This window comes from Maribacter sp. (assembly GCF_049667165.1).
Lineage (GTDB): Bacteria > Bacteroidota > Bacteroidia > Flavobacteriales > Flavobacteriaceae > Maribacter_A.
Genome location: NZ_JBATHS010000186.1, coordinates 1 through 1,735 on the forward strand (window position 1 = coordinate 1; position 1,735 = coordinate 1,735).

1 protein-coding gene and 1 other RNA gene are annotated in these 1,735 nt (G+C 41.7%); one reads left to right on the forward strand and one right to left on the reverse strand.

The annotated features are described in order from the left end of the window. Positions 1-1,127, reverse strand: a 1,127-nt coding sequence (locus WBM98_RS09700; protein WP_424365823.1) for a 3-isopropylmalate dehydratase large subunit, incomplete at its 3' end; no start/stop codon positions are given. Positions 1,128-1,458: 331 nt separating this feature from the next. Here WBM98_RS09700 and ffs point away from each other — a divergent pair. Further along, positions 1,459-1,557, forward strand: an RNA gene (ffs, locus tag WBM98_RS09705) — signal recognition particle sRNA small type. Positions 1,558-1,735: the final 178 nt, after the last annotated feature.

A 1,735-nucleotide genomic window follows, 5' to 3' on the forward strand; every position in this document is an offset into this window, starting at 1 on the left:
ACCAACCATGCTGTTACATTGTCCGCCTTTTTCCTTCCTTTTACAATAGACGTAAATGCCCTAAAATCCTCGATTCTACCGTTTGTACAACTTCCAAGGAAAACAAAATCGATGGGTTTTCCCATCATACTTTCCCCTTCTTGAAAATTCATGTACATCAGTGATTTTTGGTAGGTTGACGCTCCACCGTCCACAGCATCTGCTGTAGGAATAGTATTTGAAATTCCGATACCCATCCCAGGATTCGTTCCGTAAGTGATCATGGGTTCAATGTTCGAGGCATCAAAAGTGATTTCCTTATCGAATTGGGCCCCCTCATCGGTAAAAAGGGTTTCCCAATAGTGCATGGCCTTATCTAAAGCAGCACCTTTAGGGGAAAATTCCCGTCCTTTGACATAGGCAAAGGTTTTTTCATCTGGAGCGATCATACCTCCGCGAGCCCCCATTTCTATGCTGAGATTACATACGGTCATTCGTCCTTCCATGGTCATATCCCTAAATACCTGTCCGGCATATTCCACAAAATAGCCCGTTGCACCCGAGGTGGAAAGCTGCGAAATGATGTATAGGGCAACATCTTTTGGGGTTACCCCAAGGTTCAACGAACCCTCAACATTGATGCGCATACTTTTCGGCTTGGTCTGCATGATACATTGTGTGGCCAAAACCATTTCCACTTCGGAAGTTCCTATGCCGAAGGCAATGGCGCCAAAGGCACCATGGGTAGAGGTATGTGAATCGCCACATACAATGGTGGCCCCGGGTTGGGTAATCCCATATTCCGGACCTACTACATGAACAATGCCATTTTTCTCATGGCCCAATCCCCAATATGAAATTCCGTATGCCGCTGAATTCTCTTCCAAAGCTTTCAATTGATTGGCAGAAAGAGGATCTTCAACGGGTAAATGTTGGTTTATGGTTGGGGTGTTGTGGTCGGCTGTAGCAAATGTTTTCTCAGGATGTAAAACCTTGATTCCACGGCTTTTTATGCCCAAGAAGGCTACGGGACTTGTAACTTCATGTACCATGTGCCTGTCAATAAAGAGTACGTCAGGGCCATTATCGATATGTTGTACCACATGGGAATCCCATACCTTGTCAAATAGTGTCTTTTTTAAACTCATATATGCGTTTTGTTCTAAGCGTGCAAAGCTACCAAAAGTAGGTTTTTTTGGGAAATAATTAGTGACGAAATTACGATGTTCAACACGCTCCACAAGGGATACTTTTCGAAGGTATGGTAAATCTTCTCGACCATTATTGCATACGATATTTTTATCCCAATGATTGAAATGGGTGTTTTGGGACTGAATTGATAAGCCCCATCGTATTTGGCGTATTAGATCATATGGATCTTCACCTTAAATCATTGGTAGACAATGACTTCTTTGTTTTATGATCTAAATGGTATAAAATTGGTTTATTTTTTGGTATAAAAGATTGTATATTTGCGCGCGGCAAGTCCTACACGACCAGCTCCTGTAGAATCCCCCAGGGTGGGAACGCAGCAAGGGTATTAGGTCGTAGCGGTGTGATGTAGGTAGCTTGCCTTTTTTATTTGACTTAAATAGAAGTTAAAAAATAACAGTATCTGGATTTAATCCTGAACTTCCAAAATTATCCATTTGATTAATTAGCATCATATCGGATTCTGAAATTTCAAAATCAAAAACCTCAAAGTTTTCTTTTATTCGATTAGGCGTTATAGATTTTGGCAGAGGCAGCACATTGT